Below are 25,977 nucleotides of genomic sequence, written 5' to 3' on the forward strand. Positions count from 1 at the left end.
TTTCAGCAAGAACGTACGGAGATCGCCCGGATCGCGTCCGATTCCTCAGGGAGCACGACGGATTTGCTGAATCGTGAACGCCGACGCAGTGAGACGAGACCGCCTCAGCGTCCGATCGTCGACTCGCGCACGATGAGTTCGGCGGGGAACGGGGTCGTGGCGGGTGGCGGAGCGCCGGGGTCGGCCAGCTGCTGGAGCAGCGCTGCGCCTGCCGCACGGCCGATCTCGTAGCCCGGCTGCCGCACGCTCGTCAGCGGCACGACCCCCTGGTGCGCCTGGTCGACGTCGTCGAAACCGACGAGCGCGATCTCCTCGGGAACGCGGATGCCGTGCCGCAGCAGCTGGGTGAGCACGCCCAGCGCCACCATGTCGTTCGCGGCGAAGACGGCATCCGGGCGCTCGGTGGCAGGGAGGGCGATGAGCTGCTCGGCGGCCCGCAGCCCGTCTTCGGTCGCGAGATGCGGCACGTCGACGACCGTGATGGTCGCAGCGGTGCCCGCGACCGCGTCCTGGAGGCCGGCCAGGCGGTCGTTCGACTGGCTGACCGCGGGATTCCCGAGGAAGAGGATGCGGCTGCGGCCGAGCGACAGCAGATGCTCGCCCGCGAGCCTGCCCCCGCCTCGATCGTCGAAGAGCACGGACGCGACGGTGTCGGATGAGCGGATGGGGCCGACGACCACCGAGCGGATGCCGCGTTCGGCCAGGAGCTCCAGACGCGGCACGACATCGCCGAGCGGATAGATCACGATGCCCTGCACCCGGTGCGCCTCGAACATGTCGATGTTGCGGCGCTCCTGCGCGCCGTCGCGGTTGCTGTTGCTGAAGAAGAGCGACCAGCCGCCCTCGCGGGTCACGTCCTCGACCCCGCGGGACAGCTCGTTGAAGTAGGGCAGCCACGCGTCGAGCAAGATCAGCGCGAGCGCCTTGCTCGACCCTGCGCGCAGCTGCCGCGCCGACTCGTTCGGCACGAACCCGAGCTGCTCGATCGCGTCCCGGACGCGCTCCCGGCTCGATGCGCCGAGCACGTGCGGGTGATTGAGGTAGTTCGAGACCGTGGAGGACGAGACCCCGGCGAGAGCGGCGACGTCCTTGACGCTCGCGGGCATGGATACTCCTCGTTGTCGTGCCCCGATCACGGCAGCGGGCGGGGCGGCGACCCTCAGCGTAGCGGAGGACTTGGCACGTGCCAAGAAATGTCTTGACTTCGCCTCGCCACCACCGTAGCGTGACTCGAACGTCAGGATTGGCACGTGCCAACCGGCGAGGCGACGGTGCCGGACACCCGCCTGCGAGAGGCCTCATGAACATCGGCTGCCACGGGCTCGTCTGGACCGGGAACTTCGATGCCGACGGCATCCGTCTCGCTGTGGAGAAGACGAAAGCGGCGGGGTTCGATCTCATCGAGTTCCCCCTCATGGATCCGTTCTCGTTCGACGTGGCGGCCGCGAAGGACGCGCTCGAGGAGCACGACCTCGCGGTGAGCGCATCGCTCGGGCTGTCCGAGGCGACGGACGTCACGAGCTCCGACCCCGCGATCGTCGCGGCGGGCGAGGCGCTGCTGATCCGCGCGGTCGACGTGCTCGCCGAGCTGGGCGGCGAGCACTTCTGCGGGGTGATCTACAGCGCCATGAAGAAGTACATGGAGCCCGTGACGCCCGAAGGACTCGCGAGCAGTCGCGCCGCCATCGCGCGGGTCGCCGACCACGCCGCCGAGCGCGGGGTGTCGGTGTCGCTCGAGGTGGTCAACCGCTACGAGACCAACGTGCTGAACACGGCCCGTCAGGCGCTCGGCTACCTGGCGGAGGTCGACCGGCCCAACGTCGGGATCCACCTCGACACGTACCACATGAACATCGAGGAATCGGATATGTTCGCGCCGGTCCTCGACGCCGCTCCCGCCCTGCGCTACGTGCACATCGGCGAGAGCCATCGGGGCTACCTCGGCACCGGGACGGTCGACTTCGACACCTTCTTCAAGGCGCTCGGCCGCATCGGGTACGACGGTCCGATTGTCTTCGAGTCGTTCTCGTCGGCCGTGGTCGCTCCTGATCTCAGTCGGATGCTGGGCATCTGGCGGAACCTCTGGACAGACAACGACGAACTGGGCGCCCACGCCAACGCGTACATCCGCGACAAGCTCGTGGCGGTCGAATCGATCCGCCTGCACTGAGGAGGGCAGCCGGATCCAGCGGCGGGAAGATCAAGATGTTATTACAGGCCTTCCCCATCCGTGCTCCGTTAGATACATTCAGATACAACTTGCGCGGAAGAGGCGCAGGCCGCAGAATTGATCCGATGTTTACTGCGGCCCGCATCGCCGGACTCGCAACATGACCTTCAAGGAAGCAGGTGAGCACATGAGTGAGCCCATTCTCAGAGTGGAGGGGATCAGCAAGGGATTCCCCGGTGTGCAGGCGCTGAAAGACGTGCACCTGGAGGTGCGTGCCGGCGAGGTGCTGGTGCTGGTGGGAGAGAACGGCGCCGGCAAGTCGACGCTGATGAAGATCCTCTCCGGGATCTACACCAAGGACGAGGGCACCATCACGTTCGAGGGTCAGGAGGTCGAGCTCACCAGCCCGCTGCAGGCCCAGGAGCTCGGCATCACGATCATCCATCAGGAGCTCAACCTGATGCCGGATCTGACCGTCGCGCAGAACATCTTCGTAGGCCGTGAGCCGACTTCCGGCCCCTTCCTCTCCGAGAGGAAGCTCAACACGCAGACCGCTGAGCTGCTCAAGCGGATCGAGATCCGCCTCGACCCGCGCCAGCTCGTCGGCGAGCTGACGGTCGCCGAGCAGCAGATGGTCGAGATCGCCAAGGCCCTGTCGTTCAACGCCAAGGTCCTGATCATGGACGAGCCGACATCGGCCCTCACCGACACCGAGGTCGAGACGCTGTTCGTGCTGATCGAGCAGCTCAAGGCCAGCGGCACCGGCATCGTCTACATCTCGCACCGCATGGACGAGCTCCGCCGACTCGCCGATCGGGTGACCGTGCTGCGCGACGGCACATACATCGGATCACTCGACCGGGCCGACGTCACGATCCCGACGATCATCGAGATGATGGTTGGCCGCGTGATCGACGAGGGCACCCGGCCCCAGGCGCGCGAGCACATCAACGATCCGATCGTCCTCGACGTGCAGGGCCTCTCGACGAGGAACCTGCTCAAGGACGTGTCGTTCCAACTGCACAAGGGCGAGATCCTCGGCTTCGCCGGGCTCATGGGCGCCGGCCGCACCGAGACCGCGCGCGCCGTCATCGGCGCCGACCACCGCGACGGCGGCACGATCTCGATCAGCGGACGTCCGGTGCGCATCGGCCAGCCGGCGGATGCCGTGAAGCACGGCCTCGGCTACCTCTCCGAGGACCGGAAGCTGCTCGGGCTCATGCTCGAGCAGGACGTCACGTTCAACACGGTGCTCGCCTCGCTCGGCTCGTACGCCAACGGCATCGGCTGGATGGGCGACAGCAAGGCGAAGAACCGCACCAAGGAGTACGTGCAGCAGCTGCGGGTGAAGACGCCCTCGGTCAACCAGGTCGTCAAGCTCCTCTCCGGAGGGAACCAGCAGAAGGTCGTCATCGCCCGGTGGCTGATGCGCGACTGCGACATCCTCATCTTCGACGAGCCGACCCGAGGGATCGACGTCGGCGCGAAGGAGGAGATCTACCGCCTCATGCAGCAGCTCGCTGACCAAGGCAAGTCCATCATCGTCATCTCATCGGAGCTCCCGGAGATCCTTCGCGTCGCGAACCGCATCGCGGTCTTCGCGAACGGTCGCATCACCGGGACGCTCCGCAACGAGGAAGCCAGCCAGGAGAAGATCATGCAACTCGCAGCCCACGGGGAGGAAGACTGATGAGCACCCCACAGCAGCCCGGATCGTCGACGACGACGGTCATCCAGACGGCGGTGAACGAGAACACCGACAAGCGCGACGTCGGAGCGTTCCTGAAGCGCCAGCTCCAGCAGTCGCTGGCATTCGGCACCCTCATCGTCCTGGTGATCTTCTTCACGATCGCCAGCCCGAACTTCTTCACCTTCAGCAACATCGCCACGGTCCTCCTCTCGACCGCGGTCATCGGCATCCTCGCCCTCGGCACGACGTTCGTCATCATCACCGGCGGCATCGACCTGTCGATCGGCACCGGCATGGCGCTCTGCGCCGTGATGACCGGTGTGTTCGTGACCAACATGGGCCTCCCGGTCTGGGTCGGCGTGATCGGCGGCGTGCTGACCGGTGTGCTGATGGGCCTGGTGAACGGCGTGAACATCACGTTCCTCCGGCTTCCTCCGTTCATCGCCACGCTCGCGATGATGATGATCGCGGGCGGTCTCGCCCTCGTCATCTCCAACGTCTCGCCGATCTACTTCTCCACCTCGGCGCCGGACTTCAAGAAGATCGCGCTCGGCGTGATCATCCCCGGCATCCCGAACGCCGTGCTCATCACGGCCGTCGTCGCGATCATCGCGTGGCTGGTCCTGTCGAAGACGCTCCTCGGCCGCTACACCTTCGCGATCGGCTCCAACGAGGAGGCCACGCGTCTCTCGGGTGTCAACACCCGTCGCTGGACGATCCTCATCTACATGTTCGCCGGCGCCTTCACCGGCATCGCGGGCATCGTGATCGCCGCTCGCCTCGACTCGGCCCAGCCGCAGATCGGCATGGGGTACGAGCTGCAGGCGATCGCCGCGGTCATCATCGGCGGCACCTCGCTGCTGGGCGGCCGCGGATCCATCCTCGGCACCGTGATCGGCGCGCTCATCATGAGCGTGCTCGTCAACGGCCTGCGCATCCTGTCGATCCAGCCCGAATGGCAGAACATCGTCGTCGGCGTCGTCGTGCTGCTGGCCGTGTTCCTCGACTCGCTGCGCAACCGCCAGCGGACCTGAAGCAGTTCGACCCGACTCAACTGAATAGCACCACGCAGTCCACCGTCGGCCCCCGGCCGGCAATCACAGAGAACAATGGAGTTTCCATGAAATTCGGCAAGAAGACCGCATTCGCGGCACTCGTGGCAGCATCCGCGCTGGTGTTCGCCGGCTGCGCCGGCGGCGGAGACGTGATCGAAGAAGGCAGCGGCGGAGGCAGTGGCTCAGGCGACGGCGAGATGTACATCGCCCTCGTCTCGAAGGGCTTCCAGCACCAGTTCTGGCAGGCCGTGAAGAAGGGCGCGGAGCAGAAGGCGGAAGAGCTCGGCGTCAAGATCACGTTCGAAGGCCCCGCGGCCGAGACCGAGATCGCGGGCCAGCTCGAGATGCTGACCGCCGCGATCGACAAGAACCCGGATGCCATCGCCTACGCGGCGCTGGACCCCGAGGCCTGTGTCGCCCCGCTCGAGCAGGCGAAGTCGAAGGACATCCCTGTCGTCTACTTCGACGCTCCCTGCAACGGCGACGTCGGGCTCAGCCTGTCGGCGACCGACAGCAAGGTCGCGGGCGCGCTCGCCGCAGAGCACATGGCCGAGCTGATCGGTGGTGAGGGCCAGGTCGCGATCGTGGGCCACTCGCAGATCAACTCGACCGGTGTCGAGCGTCGTGACGGCTTCGTCGAGAAGATCGAGGCCGACTACCCCGACATCGAGATCGTCGACATCCAGTACGGCGACGGCGACCACCTGAAGTCGGCCGACATCGCGAAGACGCTGATCGCGGCGCACCCCGACCTCAAGGGCATCTACGGCACCAACGAGGGCTCGGCCATCGGCGTCGTGAACGCCGTGAACGAGCTCGGCCTGGAGAAGGGCAAGATCACGATCGTCGGCTTCGACTCCGGAGCGGCGCAGATCAACGCCATCAAGGACGGCACCATGGCCGGCGCCATCACGCAGGACCCGATCGGCATCGGCGAGCAGGTCGTGCAGGCCGCCTACGACGCGGCCAACGGCAAGGAGGTCGACGAGTTCTACGACACCGGTTCCTACTGGTACGACAAGACCAACATCGAAGACCCGAAGATCGCCGCAGTCCTCTACGAGTGACCTCGGCGGATCCACGGGAGCCCCTCACCTTCGGGTGGGGGGCTTCTTCGTGCGCCCGGCGAATGAGGACAGGATCCGTCCGCGGCGAATGTCACGCTGTGATCGACGAAAGGATGCACCATGACCCCCACCCCCGCGCGACCTGACGGCTCCAACACCGTCAACCCCTTCCTCATGACCGACGACGCCGCACGGATCATCGACTTCCTCACGCGCGTCTTCGGCGCGATCGACGTGCCCGAGGCGCGGACGCTCGACACCGACGGACTGATCCTGCACTCCGAGCTGCGCATCGGAGACTCCCTGATCACGGTGGCGGATCGCAAGCCGGACTGGCCGTTCACGCCCGGCTTCCTCCAGGTCTACGTCGACGACGTCGAAGCGACGCTGGAACGCGCGGTCGCGCTCGGTGCGCGCATCGTGACCCGCCCGACGGACTTCTTCGGCGACACGTTCTCGCGCTTCACCGACCCGTCCGGCAATCTGTGGTGGGTGTATCGGCACGAGCCGCAGGAAGCGGCCTGGGATGCCGCGCCGGCTGTGGACGCCGGAACGACCGATGCCGACGCCGAGGACTGGTCCAGCTTCACCTCTCCGGAGCTCGAGTACATCCACGAGAGCCTGGTCGAGGCGATGACATCATTGCAGGATCCGCGGATCGCGAACTGAGGCGCCTGGTCGGGCGGAGATCTCACATTCGGGAGTTGGATCTGAGCCTCAGACTCCTCCCGTCGCGGAGAACTCCGCCCGAACAGCTGTCAGATGACGCAGCGCCGCGACTCACGCCGAGAGCGTGAGCAGGCGCGCCGGGTTGGCGATCAGCATCCGGTCCACGGCGTCATCGCCGATCAGCGCGCGGAGACGCGGGACGTAGCGCTCGCCGAGGTAGCCGAGGCCCGGTACGCCGCCGTAGGCGAAGTAGCGGGTGCGTCGCGCGACGTCTCCGCCGAGCACCACACGATCGCCCGCTCCACGCTCGACGACGGATGCGGTCAGCGCCAGCAGCTCGGCATCGGACCGCGTGCGCGGCCGCGCGAATCCGTCGTACCCGAGGTAGGCGCCGCGTTCGGTGAGGGAGACGTGCAGCCCCGGATCCGGATCGCGGTCGGCGTGCGCGAGCACCACACGATCGGATGCCACGCCCTCGGCCGCGAGCAGATCGAGGACCTCATGGGCTGCGGTGCAGAACTCCAGGTGCACCATCACCGGCGCACCGGTCTCGCGGTGCGCGGCGGCGACGGCGAGGATGGTCGTGCGTTCGAAGGGGCTGATGCGCCAGTAGTCGATGCCGGCCTTCAGCAGCCCGGCGCGCACCGGCTCGCCGTGGGTGGTCGCGGCGAGTGGGACCTCCGGCGTCTCGAACACCGCGGTGTCGGCATCCGGCATCCCGCGGGTGAGGTCGGAGCGGAACAGCGCGGCCAGGCGGTCGACCGTCCAGACCTGCATCGGATGGTCCGCTCCGTAGTGCGCCTCGCGATGCCGGCCCGTCGTCGCGACGATGTGCAGGCCGGTCGTCGCACTGATCCGCGCCAGCGCCGCGGGGTCGCGGGCGAGGCCGAACGGGGTCGCATCGACCATCGACTCGAAGCCGCTCGCCTTCAGCAGCCCCGCTTCCGCGCCCGACGCGCGCTCGTCGTCGAGCTCATCACCCGGCAGCAGAGGCGACACCTGGAACAGATGCTCGTGATAGTCCACGCGCCCGAGCGCGGCCGGTTCGACATCGCCGAGCACCGTCCGGACGACCGGCATCAGCGCACCGACTCCGCCGCCTCGGCGAGCCGCTCGACGGTCTCGGGGGTGAGGTCGAGCTCGAACACGTCGGCCACGACCTGCGACCAGCCGTGGATGAAGTAGCGCCAGCCGTCGACCACGTGCAGCGACCGGGCGGTCTCCTGCGCGTGGGCCTGGTGCAGGAACTCGAGCGAGCCGCGGTAGTTGAACTCCCACGCGTACGCGCCCTCGGGGAACACGACCGCGTCGGTCAGCGGAGAGCCGGGGCGATCCTTGCCGAGTCCCGTGGCGTTCGCGATCACCGAGCCCAGGGGAGCGGCGGCCACGACCGCGTCGGCCTCGTCGGGGGTGGCCGTGACGATGTAGTCGATCAGCCCGTCGCGGGTGCCGTGCTGGCGGTGCACCTCGCGGAGATGGTCGAGCTTGTCCTGCGAGCGGGCCGTCACCGTGACGCGAGCGGGAGCATCGGCGCGCTCCGCGAGCGCCCAGCTGAGCGCCGTGCCCGAGCCGCCGGCTCCGAGGATCACGACCTCCGCTCCGGTGCGGGCGAAGTGGTCGGCGGGGAGGAAGTCGTTCAGCGCCAGGTCGACCGTGATCGGATCCTTCGCGCGGCCCGACAGCAGCGCGCCGCGCTTGGAGATGCTCGAGATCTCGGCGCACGACACCGCGAAAGGATCGAGCTCGTCGAACAGATCGGATGCCGCGGCGTACACGTTCATCTTGTGCGTGGTGACGAGGGCGCCGCGGTGGTGCGGGTCGTCGCGGATCTGCTCGACCATCGCCCGGTACTGCGCCGGATCGGCATCCATCGGCAGGTCGTGGCCGATCAGCGTGCGGGTCGGGAGGCCCAGGATGTCGGCCCAGAGCGGGAACACCTTCATGATCGACGACGACGCCGTCGTCACGCCGACGAAGCCCATGTAGTTCGACGGCACGGTCTCGATCGTCTCCGGATCGGTGGTGAGGGACGAGGTCATCGGAGGCTCCTAGCGGGCGGTCACGGGGTGGGCGGGCTCTGCGCCCCTGAGCACGGCGAGGACGTCGTCGAGCGAGATCGAGCCCATGTTGTCCACGGCCTGGGTGGTCTGCGCCCCGAGATGAGGAGTCACGATCACCCGGTCCGCGAGGGCCGGATCGAGCAGAGGGCTGGCCTGGGCGGCGGTGTCGCCGTCGAGCGTGTCGGCGGCGTAGGCGGACAGGATGCCGTCGCGCAGCGCCTCGGCGACGGCGGTCTCGTCGACGAGGTCGCCGCGCGCCGTGTTCACCAGCACGGTGCCTCGTCGAATATGGGCGAGCCGTCCGGCGTCGACGAGCAGCTGACCGCCCGGGGCGTGCAGCGTGATCACGTCGGCGACGCGGAACAGCTCGTCGAGGTCGATCGGCTCGGCGCCGTTCGCCCGGATCAGGTCGGCGGACAGGAAGGGGTCGGCGGCGACGACGCGCGGCCCGAAGCCGCTCAGGCGCCTCGCCACGCCCTGGCCGATGCGGCCGAAGCCGACGATCCCCACGACGGCCGCCCCCAGCTCGCGTCCGCGTCGCACGCTCCAGTCGCCCTCGCGCACCCGGCGGTCGCCGTCCGGCACGGACCGCAGCGCGGCCAGCATGAGACCTGTGGCGTGGTCGGCGACGGCATCCGCATTGGCGCCGGGGGTGTTGGTGACGGGGATGCCTCGGCGACGGGCCGCCTCCAGATCGACGGCCTCCGTGCCGACGCCGTAGCGGGCGATGACCTTGAGGCGCGGCCCCGCGTCGAAGTGCTCGTCGGTGACGGCACCCGTGCCGGCGATCCAGGCATCCGCGCCATGCAGCAGCGGACGCAGCTCGTCGAGGTCGTGGTGGGCGGGACCGCGCAGGATGCGGTGACCGGCCTGTGCCGCCCGACCGACGAGGTCGAGGTCGCCGTCCGAGAACGAGCGGCTGGTGACGAGGATCACGCCCATCAGCTCGGCCGTCCTGCGAACCAGGGCGCGAGAGCCGAGTAGGCCTCGGCGAAGCGGGCGTGGCGCTCGACATAGACCGCGTGACGCCCGGCATCCGGGGTGAACTCGGCGGTCACCTCGCTCAGCGCGCGCGCCGCGGCGAAGTCGGCGAGGCCGAGACCGACCGCGCCCGTGACCGCGGCGCCGAGGCTGTTCGCCTCTTCGACGATCGTGCGTCGGCGCACCGGCACACCCCAGACATCGGCGAGGACGGACAGGTACACGTCGCTCTGCGCTCCGCCGCCGACCGCATCGATGCGGTCGATCACGGCGCCCGAATCCCGGAACGCCTGGATGCACGTGAGCAGGTTGAAGGCGGTGCCCTCGAGCACCGCGCGCATGAGGTGAGCGCGCTGATGATGGCGTGCGAGGCCGACGAAGGCGCCACGGGCATCGGGGTCCCAGAGCGGGGAACGCTCGCCGAGGAGGTACGGGAGGAAGTAGAGGTCGTCGGTGTCGACGTCGCCGGAGGCCTCGGCGATGAGCCGACCGGTCTGCGGGTGCGCGGCATCGGGGGAGAGGGCTTCGGCGATCCACTGCACGGATGCTCCGCCGGCCTGCATCGTCGCGGTCGGGACGAACGACCCCGGCACGACGTTGTCGAACGTGAAGGTGCGCATCGCCGGATCGTGCAGCGGCTGATCCGCGGCGAACGAGATCCACGACGACGTGCCGAGGCAGACGTACGCGCCGTCCTCGGGTGCGACCACGCCGGACCCGACGGCGGCCATCGGGCCGTCCCCGCCGCCCATGACCACGGGGACGCCGGCAGGCAGCCCGAGCGCCTGGGCCGCGGCATCCGTCAGTCCGCCGGCGATCGCGGTCGAGTCGAGGATCTCGGGGAACAGGGCGGGGTCGAGGCGCGCAGCCTGCAGCACCTCGTCGGACCAGGTACCGGTGCGCTGGTCGTACGCGTTCGTTCCCGAGGCATCGGAGCGGTCGGTCGCCAGGCGTCCGGTGAGGCGCAGCACGATGAAGTCCTTGGCGACGCAGACGCGGCGCACGCGCGACCAGATGTCTGGCTCGTGGTCGCGCACCCACATGACCTTCTCGAGGGAGTAGGTCGGATTGAGGCGATGACCGAGGATCGCGTAGGCGTGCTCGGCGCCGAGGGCGGCTTCGAGCTCGCGCTGCTGCGCCCCCGCACGGGTGTCGGCCCAGATGATCGCCGGACGCGCCGGCTCGCCGTCGGCGTCGAGAAGCACGGCGCCCATCATCTGCCCGCTCACGACGAGGCCGGCGATGGCGGCAGGGGCCGTCTCGGTGCGGGCGAGCAGATCGCGGGTCGCGGCGACGACCGCGTTCCACCAGTCGGCCGGTTCCTGCTCGGCGATGCCACCCGCGGCGAAGTGCGCCGGGTAGGGCACGGTGACCGCGGCGACCAGTCGGCCGTCGTCGTGATGCAGGGACGCCTTGTTCCCCGTGGTCCCCAGGTCGTGCGCGATGAGCATGGCCGCGGCCTATCCCGCGTAGGGACGCAGGTCGACGCCGTCGGCCGCACGGTAGGCGCGCGAGCCCATGCCGTGCTCGAGCACCCAGCCGTAGTCGTGGCCGGCGCCGCCCGGATACACGGCGAGGAACGCGTAGGGCTCGTCGCCGGTGTTGACCGAGCGATGCGCCCACCCCGGCGGGATGTAGCCGATGGTACCGGGGAGCATGTCGAGCCATTCGGTGCGCTCGCCGTCGAACATGAGGAGTCCGCCGCGTCCCTTCAGCGCGAGGTAGATCTCGCCCTGGTGGTTCGGATGCTGGTGCCCCTTGGTCATCCACAGCTCGCCGGACGTGTCGCCGGGCATGATCGTGGTGATCGACTGGGGGAGCTCGCGGTCGATCTCGGGGACAGGGGAGCTGACGACGGTGTAGACGACCGGGTCGTCGCCCGCGGATGCCGCGGCCCAGGCGTCGGCGTCGAGGAAGAGGCCCTCGAGATCGGACATCCGCCTGGTGAGGGTCGGTCCTTCGGGGGAGAGCGTCAGGTTCTCGGCATCGAAGGCGATCGCCATCGGGGAGATCGGCGGGGTGTGGAACTCGGGCATCGGTGCTCCTTGCGAGGATGCTGCGGCGCTGCGCAACCTGTAATGACAAGTTGAGTGTACCTGTGATGACAGGTTCGCGTCCAGGCGCAGTGCTCATCCGCGCGGCCCCGGTCGCTGAGCGAGCGCAGCGAGACGAAACGCAGCGAGGGGCTCGGTGAGGTGGCGCGGCGGCCTAGTCAGGCGTCGGCGCGGCGGGCGCGGTACGCGGCGACGGCGTTGCGGTTGGCGCAGGTCGCCGAGCAGTAGCGCTTCGAGCGGTTGCGCGAGAGGTCGAGGGCGAGGGCCTCGCAGGTGTCGTCGTCGCAGACTGTGATGCGTGACCCCTCGTCGGTGCGGATGACGTCGATCAGGGCCATCGCCGTCTCGATGAGCACGCGCTCGGCGAGCGGTCGTTCGTCATCGACGGCGTGCAGGTGCCAGTCGGTGCCGTCGTGCCGCACGAGGTGCGGCGTGAGCGTGCTCTCGTCGAGGGCGGCGTTCACCCGCTCGACCATGTCGTCGCGCGGGGCCAGCAGCATCGATCGCAGACGCGGTCGAAGCTGCTGCAGGGACGCGAGTTCCGCGTCGTCGCGATTGAGCCGACCGGTGTAGGGGAACTCCACCAGGAATGCCGCGTAGTCGTGGAGGTCGGCGAGCGTCTCCGGGTCCTCCGCGGAGTTCACGAGCCAGACCGCCGAGCGGAGAGCCTCGGCCGTGTCATTCGTGAAGATCATGTTGACATCTTACATCGGGGACCCGTAACGTCACATCCTATGAGCGCTATGGCGAATGACACCGTCGGCACGGCTGCGTCCGGCGTGCGTCTCGGCCTGCCGCTGGCGATCGGCGCAGCGTTCGCCTTCGGCATGTCCGGCGGCTGGGCGCGGGGTCTCATGGATGCCGGGTGGACCCCCGGTGCCGCGGTGACGGCGCGCATCTGGATCGCCGCGCTGGTGCTGCTGATCCCGACGGTCCTGTCCCTGCGAGGACGATGGAATCTGCTCCGACGCAATCTCGGCATGATCGCGGCGTACGGCCTGCTCGCGGTGGCGGCCACGCAGCTCTTCTACTTCCAGGCTGTTGCCGTGATGGATGTCGGCATCGCGCTGCTCATCGAGTACACGGCGCCGATCGCCGTCATCCTCTGGCTGTGGCTCCGCCGCGGGGAGCGGCCGAGCAGACGCAGCATCCTCGGTGCGCTGATCGCGTTCGTCGGCCTCGTGCTCATGCTCGACATCGTGACCGGTGCCGAGGTGAACGCTGCCGGCATCCTGTGGGCGCTCGGGGCGATGGTCGGTGCCGCGACCTACTTCCTGCTCTCGGCCAAGGCCGACACGGGTCTGCCGCCGGTCGCGCTCGCCGGGAGCGGCCTGCTGCTCGGGGCGCTCGGTCTGACCGTCGCCGGCGCCGTCGGCGTCCTGCCCATCGCGTGGAGCACCGACGACATCGCCTACCGCTTCGGCACGGTTCCGTGGTTCGTGCCGGTGCTGGCGATGGGCGTGCTCGCGACGGCGCTGGCCTATCTGCTCGGCATCGCCTCGACGCGGATGCTGGGCTCGCGACTCGCCTCGTTCGTCGCACTGGCCGAGGTCGTGGCTGCGCTGCTCTTCGGCTGGCTCCTGCTCGGACAGCTGCCCGATCTTCTCCAGGCCCTCGGCGGCGTGCTCGTGCTGGCGGGTGTCGTGATCGTGAAGCTCGGGGAGCCGGTGCCGGCGGAGTTCGTCGAGCCCGAGCCCGTACCCGAGCCGCGTCGCTGACTGCTTTCCTCGCCGAGAAGGTGGCTCGACAGGCATTCTCGACGGCGCGACAGTGAGGCGAATGTATACGAGAGGTGCATGAATGGGGAGATGCGCCCGGGAGTAGCTCGTTTATGTATACACTGAGGGCATGACCCTCTCCGTCGAGCGCACGTCCGCGAGCGATCGCGCGTATGCGGCTCTGCTCGACGGCATCCAGTCCGGAGCCCTCGCAGCGGGCGTCGTCCTGGGCGAGGTCGAGCAGGCGGAGCGTCTCGGCGTGAGCCGCACCCCGATGCGCGAAGCGCTGCGCCGCCTGATCGCCGACGGCCTCGTCGTGCAGCAGTCGCCGCGGGTCACCGTCGTCGCGGACCTGGATGCCGACGACATCCGCTCGCTCTTCGAGATCCGCCGTGCTCTGGAGGAGACCTCCGCCCGGCTCGCGGCGACCAGAGGAGACGCGCGGCTCTTCGCCGCCCTCGCCGACGAGTTCGCCCACGTCGACCTCGCCGCCGCCGAGGGGCGCGACGCCTACTACGCCCTCATCGCCCGCTTCGACGCCGCCCTCGATGCGGCCGTCGCCAACGACTACATCGCCTCGGCACTGCGCACCGTGCGCACGCACCTCGTGCGGGTGCGGCGGATGGCGCGCGACAACCCGGCGCGACTCGCGGCATCCGCCTCCGAGCACCGGACGATCGCCGAGGCCCTCGCCGCGCGCGACGGCGACCTCGCCGCCCACGCCACGCACGTCCACCTGCACAACGCGCTCACCGGCATCCTCGATTCGCTACCTGAACACGTTTCGTCACTTCGACTCGCTCCGCTCGCTCAGTACAACGCTCGCTCCGCTCGCTCAACGACCGAAAGAGTCTCATGACCGTCACCCACCACGTCCGTGTCCACCGCAGTGACGAGAACCTCGCGCGCGAGGACCAGCTCGCCTGGAAGATCGCCGAGGTCGCCGCCGACCCGGTCGAGGTCGAGCAGGACGTCGTCGACATGATCATCAACCGCATCATCGACAACGCGTCGGTCGCCGCGGCATCCCTCACCCGTGCGCCGATCAACGCGGCACGCGCGCAGGCGTTCAGCCACCCGGTCTCGACCGGAGGAGCGGGCGCGAACCTCTTCGGTGCCGCCCTCGACCGTCGCACGAGCCCCGAGTGGGCGGCGTGGGCCAATGGCGTGGCCGTGCGCGAGCTCGACTACCACGACACGTTCCTCGCGGCGGAGTACTCGCACCCCGGCGACAACATCCCGCCGATCCTCGCCGTCGCGCAGCACGCCGGCAAGGACGGCCGGGCGCTCGTGCGCGGCATCGCGACCGGATACGAGATCCAGATGGACCTCGTGCGCGCGATCTGCCTGCACAAGCACAAGATCGATCACGTCGCCCACCTCGGCCCGTCGGCCGCGGCTGGCATCGGCACCCTGCTCGGCCTCGACGTCGAGACGATCTACCAGGCCGTCGGCCAGGGGCTGCACACCACCACCGCCACCCGGCAGAGCCGCAAGGGCGAGATCTCGACCTGGAAGGCGCACGCCCCGGCCTTCGCCGGAAAGATGGCCGTCGAGGCGGTCGACCGGGCGATGCGCGGGCAGACGAGCCCCGCCCCGATCTACGAGGGCGAGGACGGCGTGATCGCCTGGATGCTCGACGGCAAGGATGCCGCCTACGAGGTGCCGCTGCCCGCCGCCGGCGAGCCGAAGCGCGCGATCCTCGACTCGTACACGAAGGAGCACTCGGCCGAGTACCAGGCACAGGCGTGGATCGACCTCGCTCGCAAGCTCGGCACCGAGAACCCGGCGCTCCGCGACCCCGCGAACATCGCCTCGATCGTGCTGCACACCAGCCACCACACGCACTACGTGATCGGCTCGGGCGCGAACGACCCGCAGAAGTACGACCCGACGGCATCCCGCGAGACGCTCGACCACTCGATCCCGTACATCTTCGCGGTGGCACTGAAGGACGGCGGCTGGCACCACGTCGACTCCTACGCGCCTTCTCGCGCCGGCCGGGAGGACACCGTCGCACTGTGGCACAAGATCACCACGGCCGAGGATGCCGAGTGGACCCGCCGGTACCACTCCGAAGACCCCGACGTGAAGGCGTTCGGCGGACGCGTCGAGTTCCTGCTCACCGACGGCACGACCGTGGTCGACGAGATCGCGGTCGCCGACGCGCACCCGCTCGGCGCCCGTCCGTTCGCCCGCGACAACTACATCGCGAAGTTCCGCCTGCTCGCCGAGCCCGTGCTCGAGCCCGCCGAGATCGAGCGCTTCCTCGAGCTCGTGCAGCGCCTGCCCGAGCTCACCGCCGCCGAGGTCGGCGAGCTCTCGATCGTCGCGAAGGCCGGGCTGCTCGACGGCGCCGACGCGCCGAAGGGGCTGTTCTGATGCTGTCCGCCCACACGACTTCGGAGATCGAGGGCGACATGCCGGCACCGGCATCCGTCCGCCGGCATGTCGCGTCGGATCTCCGAAGTTGTGCGCCGACCGGCCGAAACGGAAGGACCTGCTGATGCTGTACTCCACGACCACCCCGGCCGAGAAGCGGCGGCTGTTCCGGGAACGGCTCCGCTCCGGCGAACTGCTGCGCTTCCCGGGAGCCTTCAACCCGCTGAGCGCCCGGCTCATCGAGCAGAAGGGCTTCGACGGGGTCTACATCTCCGGTGCGGTGCTCGCCGCCGATCTCGGGCTCCCCGACATCGGCCTCACGACGCTCACCGAGGTCGCCGGTCGGGCGAAGCAGATCGCCCGCATGACGGAGCTCCCCGCGATCGTCGATGCCGACACCGGATTCGGCGAGCCGATGAACGTCGCCCGCACGATCCAGGAGCTCGAGGATGCCGGACTCGCCGGCACGCACATCGAGGACCAGATCAACCCGAAGCGCTGCGGTCACCTCGACGGGAAGAGCGTCGTCGACGAGAGCACGGCGATCAAGCGCATCCGCGCCGCCGCCGACGCGCGTCGCGATGAGAACTTCCTCATCATGGCGCGCACCGACATCCGCGCGATCGAGGGACTGGATGCCGCGATCGACCGCGCCAAGGCGCTGGTGGATGCCGGAGCGGATGCCGTGTTCCCCGAGGCGATGCGGACCCTCGCGGAGTTCGAGGCGATGGCGAAGGCGCTGGACGTGCCGATCCTCGCGAACATGACCGAGTTCGGCAAGAGCGAGCTGTTCTCCACGGACCAGCTGCGCGACGCCGGGGTCGCCCTCGTCATCTGGCCTGTGTCGCTCCTTCGCATCTCGATGGGGGCATCCGGGCGTGCACTGGATACTCTGAACGACGAGGGGCATCTGACCTCGAAGCTCGGCGAGATGCAGCACCGCGCCGATCTCTACGACCTCATCGACTACGAGTCGTACAACCACTTCGACTCGGGCGTCTTCAACTTCACAGTCGACAACACCGGTCGCTGAGCAAAGCGAAGCGGACATCCGACACGGTTGCCGAGCGAGCAGCGAAGCGACGAGTCGAAGTACACGAAGGAGTGACATGACCGAGCCGGACATCAAGAAGGGCCTCGCGGGGGTCGTGGTCGACACGACCGCGATCTCGAAGGTCAATCCCGAGACGAACAGCCTGCTCTACCGGGGATACCCGGTGCAGGAGCTGGCCGCGACGCAGCCCTTCGAGGCGGTCGCGTACCTCCTCTGGAACGGGGAGCTGCCCACGGCCGAGGAGCTGGCGGCGTTCCGCGTCACCGAGCGCTCGAACCGCGCGCTCTCGCCGGTGGTCAAGGACGCGATCGACCGGCTGCCGCTGGACTCGCATCCGATGGACGAGGTGCGCACGGCGGTGAGCGTCATCGGCGCCATCGAGACCGCGGGCATCGCCAACGTCCTCGACGCGGTCGGAACTCCGGAGGAGAACCTGGAGCGCAGCCTGACCCTGTTCGCCGAGCTTCCCGCGATCGTGTCGTACGGTCAGCGTCGTCGCCGGGGCCTGGAGCCGCTCGAACCGCGCGATGACCTCGACTACGCGGCGAACTTCCTCTGGCTCACGTTCGGCGAAGAGCCCGAGCCGGCCGTCGTCGACGCGTTCAACCGCTCGATGATCCTCTACGCGGAGCACTCCTTCAACGCCTCCACGTTCACGGCACGGGTGATCACCTCCACGCTGAGCGACCTGTACTCCGCGGTCGTCGGCGCCATCGGCGCGCTCAAGGGGCCGCTGCACGGCGGGGCGAACGAGGCGGTCATGCACATCTTCGACGAGATCGGCACCGCCGACCGGGTCGGGGGGTGGCTCGACGCCGCGCTGGCCGAGAAGCGCAAGATCATGGGCTTCGGGCACCGCGTGTACAAGCGCGGCGACTCGCGGGTGCCGACCATGAAGGCGGCGCTCGACTCCCTCGTCGCGCACTACGACCGGCCGGATGTCGCCGAGCTGTACGAGACGCTGGAGAGCGAGTTCGTCTCCCGCAAGGGCATCTACCCGAACCTCGACTACCCCTCGGGTCCCGCGTACAACCTCATCGGGTTCGACACCCTGACGTTCACGCCGCTCTTCGTCGCCGCTCGCATCACCGGCTGGACCGCGCACATCATCGAGCAGCAGTCGTCGAACGCGCTGATCCGTCCGCTGTCGGCCTACGACGGCCCGGATGAGCGCCACATCGAGGAGTACGTGCCCGACACCGCGGCGATCGACGTGCTCGAGCGTCCGGAGGAAGCCGCCGGCTGACCCTGTCGAAGCGAGGCTCTCAGTCCGCGCGGTTGAGCTCGCCGACCCTCGTGCCTGCCGCGTTCATCGCGACCAGCACATCGCCGTCGATCTCGGCGGAGCGCACGCTGCGCAGCCAGTCGTCGACTCCCTCGCACGCCTTCAGGGTCGACGCGAAGGGCGCCAGGGAGATGCGGCCGCCGTCGACCGTGTACGTCGTCGTGATGCCGTTGCACCCGTCGCTGCCGTGCACCTCGCCGTCCGCCGTGAACTCCAGGTGCGGCTCACCCGACGCGTCCTGACCCCAGAGTCCGACGACCTCGGAGGCGACGGCATCCGGTGCTGCCGCATCGGTCGGGGTCGAAGTGGGCGCGGCGGACTCGCCGGACGTGCATCCGGTGCCGACCAGCGCGAGGAGGCCGAGCGCCGCGAGGCCGACCAGGGAACGTGTTCGGGTTCGGCTCATGCCCGTCATGCTAGCCGCCTCCTCGTCGAACCCGCCGATATCTCCAGTCATTGGAACAAAGCGCGCACACTTTCGCCCACCTTATGAATTCCTCATGAACGCAGCCGGTTTCCTGTGTGTTCGCTGAGTAGTATTTCGGTTATCCCTCGCCATGACGGCGAGGGACTCTGCTGCTCGGGGGACCAGCGTCGCACTTCGCGCCCCGTCCGGGACGCAGACCGGCCGTGCGTGAGCACGAGGCCGCAGTCCAGAGTGAATGACGATCCGCGACCAGCAAGGACATACATCACATGAAGCACAGAGGGACAGGACGGCGCCCACTGGCGTTTACCGCCGCAGCGACGATCGCCCTGTCGGGGCTCTTCATCAGCGCACCGGCCTTCGCCGAAGACGGGGCTGACCTGCCCGCCGACCCGTCGGCGACGACGTCGGAGACGGCGGCGCCGGAGGCCCCCGCGACCGAGGCGCCCGCGACCGAGGCTCCTGCGGAAGAGCAGCCGCCTGCCGCGGAGGAGCCGCCGGCCGAGCTCGTCGAGACCTTCGAGGCTGCGGCCGCGAGCGACATCGACGCGGTCGCCTACGGCCAGAACGCCAACGACGAGTGGGTGTTCCTCGTCACCGAGGCCACGACCGCGAGCGACCAGGAGATCCAGGACTTCGCCGACTCGAAGAGCCTCCCGGTCGACGTCGTCGCGAAGGTGGACGCCGCTCCCACCGCCTGGGCGGACGGCGACTTCGTCGGCGGTCAGGGCTATCTCGTCGTGCACCCCGACGACAACGTCTCCGCCTGCTCCGTCGGCTTCGCGGCCTTCGCACCCGACGGATCGGACGCCTTCCTGAGCGCCGGTCACTGCGCGTTCAACGCCCAGGGCGCCAAGCTCTCGGCCACGACGCTGAGCATCCCGAACCAGGAGCCCGCCGTCGGCGGCCCGGGCTTCGAGGTGCCGAACCCTCCCGTTCTGCTCGGCACCTTCGGGTTCGCGCAGTTCGGCAGCACGGGCAACGCCGCAGGTTCCAACGGCGACACCAACGCCACCGACATCTCGGTGATCGATGTCGTCGAGGCCAACGGCTGGAACCCCCTTCCCTCCGTGACCGACTGGACGACCGCCGGCCCCGCTCTCGACTCGCTCGCCGCGAGCACCTTCCCGGTCAAGGCCGTGGGCTCTGCGGTTCCCGGTTCCGTCTCGAAGAGCGGTCGTACGACCGGATTCACGACCGGCACGATCGACGGCGACGACATCATCGACGGCTGGGCGAACATCGACGGCCGCTTCGTGCAGGGCTTCTCCAGCAACACCGTCGCCGGCCCCGGAGACTCCGGCGGCTCGGTCATCCAGGGCACCACGGCAGTGGGCCTCATCAGCGGCGGTACCGAAGCCGACCCTGGAGCCGGCATCGAGCAGTGGACCTGGGCGGCGTCGCTCACCACCGCTCTTCCGAAGACCGGTGGCTACGAGGTCGCGCTCGACCTCGACGCCCCCGCGATCGCGAGCCCGACCAACGGCGCCAGCGTCACCCCCGGCCAGACCGTCAGCGGCACCGCCCCTGGCGCCACCTCTGTCATCGTGAACCTGGGTGGCGGCGACCAGGAGGTCCCGGTCTCGAACGGCGCGTTCTCCTTCGCGGGTCCCGTCGCGCTCGGCGCCGCCTCGATCTCGGTGACCTCGGCGAACGGCTTCAGCCGCTCGGACACGACGACCATCGCCGTCGAGGTGAAGCAGGCTCCGCTCGCGGCACCGGTCATCACCTCGCCGACCAGCGGCACGACGCTCACCGCGGCCGTCACGGCGATCAGCGGCACGGGTCGCCCGGCCGCGGACATCACGGTCGTCGACGGCGAGGGCAACACGCTCGGCACGGCAGTGGTCGGCGGAACCGGCACCTGGACCGTCGACGGGCTGAACCTCGGATACGGCTCGCACACGGTCGTCGTGACGCAGGCCAGCGCAGGTGAGGTGTCCCCGGAGGCCACGGCCTCCTTCTCGGTCGTGCCGGTCGCCCCGGGTGTGACGTCGATCGCGGGCGGCTCTGCCTTCCCGCATGACGGCGGGCCCTCGTCTCTCTCCGGCACGGGTATCGACGGAGCCACGGTCACCGTGGTGCTCACCGGCGTCGACGCGCCCGCGGCGAAGGCGGATGCCGGTGCCCTCGCGGCGCTGAGCGGCGTCTACACCACGACCGTCGCAGGCGGCACGTGGACCGTGACCTTCCCCGAGGTCCTGATGACCGGTTCGTACACGGTCTCCGCGAGGCAGACCGTCTCCGGCTTCGTCTCTTCGGCGACGCTGGTCTCGTTCTCGGTTCTCGGCGTGCCGGCACCGGGTGGCGGCGCGGTCGCTCCGGGCGGCGGCGGCGGAACGGGCGACGGCAACCTCGCCGCGACGGGTGCGGACGCACTGGTCCCGATGGGTGCCGCGGCCGTCGCGCTCGCGCTGCTCTCGGGCGGGCTGCTGCTGATGGCACGTCGTCGTCGGACGATCGAGACCTGACCGCACTGATCGGAACCTGATCCGACACGACCTCGGTCGCCGTCGGACGACGCAGAAGCCCGGTATCGGAGGATACCGGGCTTCTGCGTTCTCGAGGAGGGGTCAGGCGCGGGTCACGTCCAGCTCGATGACCGACCAGGACAGCGGCGGGAGAGCCGCGCGCACGGCCCCGTCGACGACCTCGGCGCGTGCGAGCGGCACCATGTGCACCGTGTCGGGTGCGGTCTCGAGGTTCGCCGTGTGGCGGTCGCCGCCCTCGGGGATCGTGAGGGTCTCGGCCTGGCGCACGTGCAGGTCGCCGAGTCCGTGCAGGTCGATCGTGAGGTCGCTCTCCTCATCGAGCGAGCGGTTCGCGACGAAGACGACCAGGCGTCCGGTCGTCTCGTCCCAGGTCGCGGCCGCGTCGACCGCGTCGACTCCGCCGTAGCGCGTGGTCTCGATCTGCGGCGCCGACACCGCGAGACGCAGGATGCGGCCCTTGGCGAGGCGCGCCATGCGCTCGAACGGCCAGAAGCTCGTCTGCCGCCATGCGGCACCGCCCTCCTCCGACCGGATCGGGGCGATCACGTTCACGAGCTGCGCCTGGTTGGCGATCTTCACCCGGTCGCCGTGCCGCAGCAGGCTGTTGAGCAGGGTGCCGACGACGACGGCATCCGTCACGTTGTACGTGTCCTCGATCAGGCGCGGATGCTGCTTCCATCCGGCCTTCGCGATCTCCCCGGCTTCGACGTCGTTGTACTTGACCTGGTCCCACACGTTCCACTCGTCGAACGAGATGTCGACCTGCTTGGTGTGCTTGCCGGCGGCCTTGACCGCGTCGACCGTCGCGATGACGCCCTCGATGAAGGCATCCATGTCGACGGACTCCGCCAGGAACGACTCGGCGTCGCCGTCGTGCTCCTGGTAGTACGCATGCATCGAGACGAAGTCGACCTCGTCGTACGCGTGGCTCAGCACGGTGTGCTCCCAGGTGCCGAACGTCGGCATCGAGCGGCCCGACGAGCCGACCGCGACGAGCTCGATGGACGGGTCCACGAGGCGCATGGCCTTCGCCGCCTCCTGGGCGAGGCGGCCGTACTCGGTCGCGGTCTTGCCGCCGATCTGCCACGGCCCGTCGAGCTCGTTGCCGAGGCACCAGAGCTTGATGTCGAAGGGCTGCTCCGCACCGTTCTTCCGGCGCAGGTCCGACCAGTAGGTGCCGCCGGGGTGGTTCGCGTACTCGACGAGTGCGCGAGCCTCCTCGACGCCGCGCGTGCCGAGGTTGATGGCCTCCATGACCTCGACGTCGGCCTCCTTCGCCCAGTCCATGAACTCGTGCAGGCCGAACGCGTTGGTCTCGATCGTGTGCCACGCCCCGTCGATGCGCACGGGGCGGTCCTCGACGGGGCCGACGCCGTCTTCCCACCGGTACCCGGAGACGAAGTTGCCGCCGGGGTAGCGGATGACGGTCGGTCCCATCTCCTTGACCAGCGCCAGCACGTCCTGGCGGAATCCGCGCTCGTCGGCCTGGGGGTGGCCGGGCTCGTAGATGCCGGTGTAGACGCAGCGCCCCATGTGCTCGACGAACGAGCCGAAGAGCCTCCGGGGGACGTCGGCGATCGTGAAGTCGCGGTCGATGGTGATGCGGGCCTGAGACATTGCTCTCCTTGTGTCTGGCTCTGTGGCCGGGTGGGGGACTACTGACCGCCGAAGCCGCTCGTCGCGACTCCCTTGACGATCTGCTTCTGGAAGATGAGGAACACGACGATGAGGGGCAGCGCCGCGAGCACGGCCTGCGCCATGACCTGGGCGTACTGCACGCCGTAGGCGCTGATCACCGTCTGGAGACCGACCGGCAGCGTCATCAGGGTGGTGTCGTTGATGACGAGGAACGGCCAGAGGAAGTTGTTCCACGCGGCGATGAAGACGAAGATGCCGACGGATGCCATGATCGGCCGCGACAGGGGCAGCACGATCGACCAGAAGATGCGCAGGCGACCGGCGCCGTCGACGCGGGCGGCGTCTTCGAGCTCGATCGGGATCGCGTCGAAGAACCGCTTCAGGATGAACACCATCGCGGGGGCCACGACCTGCGGCAGGATCAGGCCCCAGTACGTGTCGATCAGGTTGAACGCGAGCATCTCGTAGAACAGCGGGATGATCAGCACCTGCGGCGGCACGACGATCGAGGCGATGATGACGACGAACAGCCACTTGCGTCCGGTGAAGTCCAGCCGTGAGAAGGCGTACGCGGCCAGTGCCGAGATCGTCAGCGTGATCAGGGTGATCGCGACCGAGGTCCAGAGGCTGTTGAACGCCCAGGTGTAGACGTTGCCCTGCGACAGGATCGCGGTGAACGCGTCGATCGTGGGGCCGGCGGCTCCGATCCAGCCGGGGTCGCCGGATGCGGCATCCGTCTCGGTCTTGAACGCGGTGGCGACGGCCCACAGGAAGGGCAGCAGCCAGCCGATCGCGAGGAGCAGCAGCACGACGAAGGCGGTGATCCGCAGCGGCCCGAACGGCTTCTGGCCGGGCAGGTGCGCGCGGCGGGGCTTCCGCGTCTCGGCGGTGGTGATCGCCTCGGTGCGGGTGGCGGTGACGGTGGCGGTGGCGGTGGACATCAGAACTGCTCCTTCCGGCGGCGCGTGATGAGGGCCTGCACGACGCCGAGGATGACGATGAGAGCGAAGAACACGTAGGAGATGGCGGCCGAGTAGCCGAACCGGTAGCTGACGAATCCGGCCTCGTAGATGTACTGCACGATCGAGCGGGTGGTGTCGCTCGCGACCCCGCCGAGCATCTGGTACGCCTGATCGAACAGCTTGAGCGAGGCCAGGATCTGCAGGATCAGGATCAGCACGGTCGCCGGTCCCAGCTGGGGGAGCGTGATCGACCAGAACTGCCGCCACGCGCCGGCGCCGTCGAGGGATGCGGCCTCGTACTGCTGCGGCGGGATGTTCTGCATCGCCGCCAGGTACAGCAGGAAGTTGAAGCCGACCGTCCACCACACGGTGGCGATCACGATCGACAGCATGTTCGTGTCGGGGTTCTGCAGCCAGGCGAGCGGCTCGAGTCCGAAGAACTCCAGGATGTTGTTGGCCGCGCCGACCTGCGGGTTGAAGATCCAGACCCAGATCTGCGAGATCACGGTCGAGGCCAGCAGGAACGGCATGAAGAACGACAGCCGCCAGAGCCACTGACCCGGGATGCCGCGGTCGACGAGTGCCGCCATGACCAGGGCGATCACGACGAGCGGCACGGTGGAGAGCAGCGTGAACCACACCGTGTTCCCCATCGACTGCCACATCTTCGGGTCGCCGAGCGCCTCGACGTAGTTGGCGAAGCCGACGAACGCGCCGCCGGCCCCGGTGAGGGACTGGTCGGTGAAGCTGAGGATGATGCCGTGCACGATGGGCCAGGCGAGGAACAGGACGAACGCGACCAGGAACGGGGCGAGGAACGCCCAGCTGATGAGCTGCTCGCGGTTGCGGGCTCCGGCGCGACGCGGCGGGGTTCCGGTCTTCGATCCGGTGACGATGGTGCGGGTGGAATCGGTTGCGGTCGTCATGATCCGAACGTCCCTTCGGGGTCAGCCGGGTTGGGCTGTCGGAGCAGGGTGTTCACCCGTGCCTCGAAGCGGTCGATCGCGGCAGCGGGGTCGTCGCCCGAGAGGAGCACACCCTGCACGGCGGCGCCGAACTCGGACTGGAAGTTCGATCCGGATCCGGTGAACCACGCGGTCGGGTCGTAGACGACGTGCTGCGCGGCCTCGGCGTAGTGCGCCTGCGGGATGAGGTCGTCGTAGTCGGGGGACTCCGTGACCGGCAGGAAGGCCGGGATGTGCCCGGCCTCGGCCCACCCGAATGATCCCTTCAGCATGTCGGCGACGAACTGATAGGTCAGGTCGCGGCGGACGGGGTCGGCGTTCGTCTGATGCGGGAGCACGAAGGAGTGCGAGTCGGCGTAGACGGCCGGAGTGCCGAACAGGGTGGGGATCATGGTCGCGTCGAAGGGCAGCGACGCCGCCTGCATGGTGCGCAGCTCCCAGACGCCGGTGAAGAGCATGCCGCTCTTGCCGGTCGCGAACTCGGCGACCGCGCTGCCGTAGTCGGCCTGCGCGAGGGCGATCTCGCCGTCGAGGAGGGTGCGCATCAGCGACAGCGACTCGACGGCGACGTCTTTGTCGATCACGGCAGGGCCGCCGGGCGGGAGCTCGATGGCGCCGCCGTGCTGCGAGTAGAACGTGTAGAACAGGCGCCACATCTGCGCGCCGTCGCCGAGGTAGCCGTAGGACAGCGCGTGGCCCTCGGCCTGGCCGCCCACTTCGCGCAGCTGGTCGAGGAACTCCTCGGGCGAGGAGGTCTCCTGGAGCTTCCCGTCGCTGTCGAGCACTCCGGCCGCATCGCAGATGTCGGTGTTGAACATCATCACGAACGGGTGGGCGTCGAGCGCGATGCTGTACATGCCCTCGCCGACGAAGCCCTTCTCCCAGATCGGCTTCGGGAAGGTCGAACTGTCGATGCCGAGAGAGGCGAGCTTGTCGACATCCCAGCGGTCGAGCAGCCCGCCCGGCGCCCAGCCGACGGTGCGGGTGGCGTGCATGATCGCGACGTCGGGTGCGCGACCGCCGGCTCCCGCCATCGCGAGCTTCGTGTAGTACGGCGTGCCCCAGGCGAGCACGGTGGGGCGGATGCGGAACGCGCTCTGCGCGCCGTTCACGTCATCGAGCAGCTGCGACATGGTGACACCGTCGCCTCCGGAGAGCAGGTGCCAGAACTGCAGGGTCTGGGTTCCCGAGCCGGGGACCGCGCCGGGTGCGCAGCCGGCGAGCAGAGCCGTGCCGGCGGCCACCGAGGCGGCGGTCAGGAACTGCCTGCGGGACAGATCGAGTGGGGGCGTCATCGTCACTCCTTCG

At 68.9% G+C, this 25,977-nt stretch carries 23 protein-coding genes; 11 read left to right on the top strand and 12 right to left on the bottom strand.

The genetic code is table 11. The annotated features are described in order from the left end of the window. Positions 1–104 precede the first annotated feature (104 nt). A complete protein-coding gene (locus DC434_RS03515; protein ID WP_116633855.1) occupies positions 105–1,106 on the bottom strand; it encodes a LacI family DNA-binding transcriptional regulator in 1,002 nt (333 codons plus the stop codon). Between the two features lie 194 nt (positions 1,107–1,300). Here DC434_RS03515 and DC434_RS03520 point away from each other — a divergent pair, with 194 nt between their 5' ends. The 5 genes from DC434_RS03520 (at position 1,301) to DC434_RS03540 (ending at position 6,651) form a co-directional block, all read left to right on the top strand. Next, positions 1,301–2,170 carry a sugar phosphate isomerase/epimerase family protein gene (locus tag DC434_RS03520; protein ID WP_116633856.1) on the top strand — a complete coding sequence of 290 codons (870 nt, stop codon included), beginning with the start codon at positions 1,301–1,303 and terminating at the stop codon, positions 2,168–2,170. A 187-nt stretch (positions 2,171–2,357) separates the two neighbouring features. After that, positions 2,358–3,860 (top strand): sugar ABC transporter ATP-binding protein, encoded by a 1,503-nt coding sequence (locus DC434_RS03525; RefSeq protein ID WP_116633857.1) that lies wholly within the window; start codon positions 2,358–2,360, stop codon positions 3,858–3,860. Beyond that, positions 3,860–4,894 (top strand): ABC transporter permease, encoded by a 1,035-nt coding sequence (locus DC434_RS03530; RefSeq protein WP_207769886.1) that lies wholly within the window; start codon positions 3,860–3,862, stop codon positions 4,892–4,894. The genes DC434_RS03525 and DC434_RS03530 overlap by 1 nt, the downstream gene beginning before the upstream one ends. Before the next feature lie 86 nt (positions 4,895–4,980). Next, the gene (locus tag DC434_RS03535; protein ID WP_116633858.1) at positions 4,981–5,982 is read left to right on the top strand and encodes an ABC transporter substrate-binding protein; all 1,002 of its coding nucleotides are present in this window, start codon (positions 4,981–4,983) and stop codon (positions 5,980–5,982) included. A gap of 120 nt (positions 5,983–6,102) precedes the next feature. Continuing rightward, complete coding sequence (locus DC434_RS03540) at positions 6,103–6,651, top strand: VOC family protein (protein ID WP_116633859.1); 549 nt, start codon at positions 6,103–6,105, stop codon at positions 6,649–6,651. A gap of 111 nt (positions 6,652–6,762) precedes the next feature. Here DC434_RS03540 and DC434_RS03545 read toward each other — a convergent pair whose 3' ends face one another. The 6 genes from DC434_RS03545 to DC434_RS03570 form a co-directional block, all read right to left on the bottom strand. Next, on the bottom strand, positions 6,763–7,731 hold the full coding sequence (locus DC434_RS03545; RefSeq protein WP_116633860.1) for an aryldialkylphosphatase: 969 nt from the start codon (positions 7,729–7,731) through the stop codon (positions 6,763–6,765). Further along, positions 7,731–8,690 (bottom strand): shikimate dehydrogenase, encoded by a 960-nt coding sequence (locus DC434_RS03550; RefSeq protein ID WP_116633861.1) that lies wholly within the window; start codon positions 8,688–8,690, stop codon positions 7,731–7,733. The genes DC434_RS03545 and DC434_RS03550 overlap by 1 nt, the downstream gene beginning before the upstream one ends. Before the next feature lie 9 nt (positions 8,691–8,699). Next, entirely contained in the window at positions 8,700–9,653 is a 954-nt protein-coding gene (locus DC434_RS03555; RefSeq protein ID WP_243408787.1) for an NAD(P)-dependent oxidoreductase, read from the bottom strand. Next, positions 9,653–11,143, bottom strand: a complete 1,491-nt coding sequence (gene xylB, locus DC434_RS03560; protein ID WP_116633862.1) for a xylulokinase — start codon at positions 11,141–11,143, stop codon at positions 9,653–9,655. Before xylB ends, DC434_RS03555 begins: the two co-directional genes overlap by 1 nt. A gap of 9 nt (positions 11,144–11,152) precedes the next feature. Then, positions 11,153–11,728 (bottom strand): glucose-6-phosphate isomerase family protein, encoded by a 576-nt coding sequence (locus tag DC434_RS03565; protein WP_116633863.1) that lies wholly within the window; start codon positions 11,726–11,728, stop codon positions 11,153–11,155. Positions 11,729–11,904: 176 nt separating this feature from the next. Beyond that, positions 11,905–12,441, bottom strand: coding sequence for a CGNR zinc finger domain-containing protein (locus tag DC434_RS03570; RefSeq protein WP_116633864.1), 537 nt, complete (start codon positions 12,439–12,441; stop codon positions 11,905–11,907). A 48-nt stretch (positions 12,442–12,489) separates the two neighbouring features. Between DC434_RS03570 and DC434_RS03575 the strand changes: the two genes are divergently transcribed. The 5 genes from DC434_RS03575 (at position 12,490) to DC434_RS03595 (ending at position 18,146) form a co-directional block, all read left to right on the top strand. Further along, positions 12,490–13,464: a DMT family transporter gene (locus DC434_RS03575; RefSeq protein WP_243408788.1), complete on the top strand. Its 975-nt coding sequence runs from the start codon at positions 12,490–12,492 to the stop codon at positions 13,462–13,464. A gap of 130 nt (positions 13,465–13,594) precedes the next feature. Next, positions 13,595–14,323 (top strand): GntR family transcriptional regulator, encoded by a 729-nt coding sequence (locus DC434_RS03580; protein WP_243408790.1) that lies wholly within the window; start codon positions 13,595–13,597, stop codon positions 14,321–14,323. Further along, a complete protein-coding gene (locus tag DC434_RS03585) occupies positions 14,320–15,846 on the top strand; it encodes an MmgE/PrpD family protein (protein WP_116633866.1) in 1,527 nt (508 codons plus the stop codon). Before DC434_RS03580 ends, DC434_RS03585 begins: the two co-directional genes overlap by 4 nt. A gap of 124 nt (positions 15,847–15,970) precedes the next feature. Further along, positions 15,971–16,879: a methylisocitrate lyase gene (prpB, locus tag DC434_RS03590; RefSeq protein WP_116633867.1), complete on the top strand. Its 909-nt coding sequence runs from the start codon at positions 15,971–15,973 to the stop codon at positions 16,877–16,879. A gap of 76 nt (positions 16,880–16,955) precedes the next feature. Further along, positions 16,956–18,146: a bifunctional 2-methylcitrate synthase/citrate synthase gene (locus DC434_RS03595; protein WP_116633868.1), complete on the top strand. Its 1,191-nt coding sequence runs from the start codon at positions 16,956–16,958 to the stop codon at positions 18,144–18,146. A gap of 19 nt (positions 18,147–18,165) precedes the next feature. Here the strand turns inward: DC434_RS03595 and DC434_RS03600 are convergent, their stop codons facing one another. Further along, positions 18,166–18,591: an META domain-containing protein gene (locus tag DC434_RS03600; protein ID WP_165807981.1), complete on the bottom strand. Its 426-nt coding sequence runs from the start codon at positions 18,589–18,591 to the stop codon at positions 18,166–18,168. A gap of 290 nt (positions 18,592–18,881) precedes the next feature. Here DC434_RS03600 and DC434_RS03605 point away from each other — a divergent pair, with 290 nt between their 5' ends. Beyond that, positions 18,882–21,083: an Ig-like domain-containing protein gene (locus tag DC434_RS03605; RefSeq protein ID WP_116633870.1), complete on the top strand. Its 2,202-nt coding sequence runs from the start codon at positions 18,882–18,884 to the stop codon at positions 21,081–21,083. Positions 21,084–21,185: 102 nt separating this feature from the next. On the opposite strand, the gene DC434_RS03610 is transcribed toward DC434_RS03605, so the two are convergent. The 4 genes from DC434_RS03610 to DC434_RS03625 are packed head-to-tail and all read right to left on the bottom strand — an operon-like array spanning position 21,186 to position 25,964. Further along, positions 21,186–22,721: an alpha-N-arabinofuranosidase gene (locus DC434_RS03610; protein ID WP_116633871.1), complete on the bottom strand. Its 1,536-nt coding sequence runs from the start codon at positions 22,719–22,721 to the stop codon at positions 21,186–21,188. Positions 22,722–22,759: 38 nt separating this feature from the next. Continuing rightward, positions 22,760–23,683 carry a carbohydrate ABC transporter permease gene (locus DC434_RS03615; RefSeq protein ID WP_116633872.1) on the bottom strand — a complete coding sequence of 308 codons (924 nt, stop codon included), beginning with the start codon at positions 23,681–23,683 and terminating at the stop codon, positions 22,760–22,762. Further along, positions 23,683–24,630: a sugar ABC transporter permease gene (locus tag DC434_RS03620; protein ID WP_207769887.1), complete on the bottom strand. Its 948-nt coding sequence runs from the start codon at positions 24,628–24,630 to the stop codon at positions 23,683–23,685. The genes DC434_RS03615 and DC434_RS03620 overlap by 1 nt, the downstream gene beginning before the upstream one ends. Then, positions 24,627–25,964 carry a substrate-binding domain-containing protein gene (locus DC434_RS03625; protein WP_116633873.1) on the bottom strand — a complete coding sequence of 446 codons (1,338 nt, stop codon included), beginning with the start codon at positions 25,962–25,964 and terminating at the stop codon, positions 24,627–24,629. Before DC434_RS03625 ends, DC434_RS03620 begins: the two co-directional genes overlap by 4 nt. Positions 25,965–25,977: the final 13 nt, after the last annotated feature.

Source organism: Microbacterium sp. TPD7012 (genome assembly GCF_003075395.1).
Taxonomy (GTDB): Bacteria; Actinomycetota; Actinomycetes; order Actinomycetales; family Microbacteriaceae; genus Microbacterium.